The 1,272-nt window shown below is 68.2% G+C and carries 1 pseudogene; it reads left to right on the top strand.

The annotated features are described in order from the left end of the window. Positions 1-125 precede the first annotated feature (125 nt). Positions 126-992: pseudogene (locus tag AB0L60_RS42465) on the top strand (IS5 family transposase); the annotation flags it as partial. Between the last annotated feature and the right edge of the window lie 280 nt (positions 993-1,272).

Below are 1,272 nucleotides of genomic sequence, written 5' to 3'. Positions count from 1 at the left end.
GGCCAGCTCGCCGAGATGCCTTGAGCGGGAGCGTGTTCAGAAGAGTCCGGGCGATCAACCCGTGAACGAGGCGGGCTCCTGGTAAGCGAGGTGTTGTCTACGCACAACGCCGCCCAGGAGCCCGCCTGTCTGTCTACACGCCAACGCCCCCAAGCGCCAGCGGTTGTGCCTCACCGGGCTGCCGATGCCACGCCCGGACACGGTCGTATCCATCGGATCTCACCGACACCGAATGGGCGGTCCTCGAGCGCGAGGCGCGGGCGGTGATGACCGAACTCGTTCGCGTGTCGGGTCGCCCGATGGTCCACGATCTGCGAGCCACACTCGACGCGATCGGCTATGTCGCCCGCTACGGCATCGAGTGGCGCGCCCTGCCGGTCGATTTCCCGCCGTACCCGGCGGTGTACGCGTTCTTCACCCGCTGGTCCGACCGTGGCCTGCCCGAACGCCTGGCCGGACGGCTCCGCGGCCGGATACGTGCCGCCCTCGGCCGCGGTGAACTGCCCACCGCCGCATGCATCGATTCCCAGACCGTGCGTGCCGCCGAGACCGTGTCCGCCGGGGCGTGCGGGTACGACGCGGGCAAGAAGACCAAGGGGCAGAAACGGCATATCGCGGTCGACACCCTCGGGCTGCTGCTGACGGTCATCGTCACCGCGGCCTCGGTACAGGACCGCGACGGCGCCCACCCGCTGCTGGCGCGGCTGCGGGAGAAGTTCTCCGCCGTCACCCTGGTGTGGGCAGACGGCGGCTACGGCGGTCGGCTCGGAGTGTGGGCGAATTCCGTACTGTCACTGACGGTGTCGATCGTGAAACGTACCGACGACGTGCAGGGTTTCGTCGTGCTGCCGCGCCGGTGGGTGGTCGAGCGGAGTTTCGCGTGGCTGACCCGATACCGGCGGCTGGTGCGGGTCTACGAGCGTGACCCGGCCCATCACGAGGCGATGATCTGGTGGGCCACAGTGCATCACATGACACGGAGGTTGACCCGGGAACTGGCCGGCATCCCACCAGCGCGCCGGTGGGGTGCCGGTCCACCGCTACCGGAGCTGGTCAGTGCCGACGCGCGGGGCAAGGTGGTGGAACTGATCGCCGCGCAACCGTGGCGGGCGTGGAAGGGCACGGAACTGGCCGCGATTGTGGGTGTCGACAACGTCAACAGCTTCCGGGTCCGGTTGTCGCAGTGGTCACATCAAGGCCATATCAGAAAGCTCGGGCCGGCCCTCTACGGGCCAACCCTGGCCACCATTTAACCCTTTGTCACCAGGCTCT

The sequence above is a fragment of the Nocardia sp. NPDC051981 genome (assembly GCF_040680715.1).
Classification (GTDB): Bacteria; Actinomycetota; Actinomycetes; order Mycobacteriales; family Mycobacteriaceae; genus Nocardia.
Note: the sequence above shows the minus strand (reverse complement) of the source record. Positions and strands in the feature narration are given on the sequence as shown.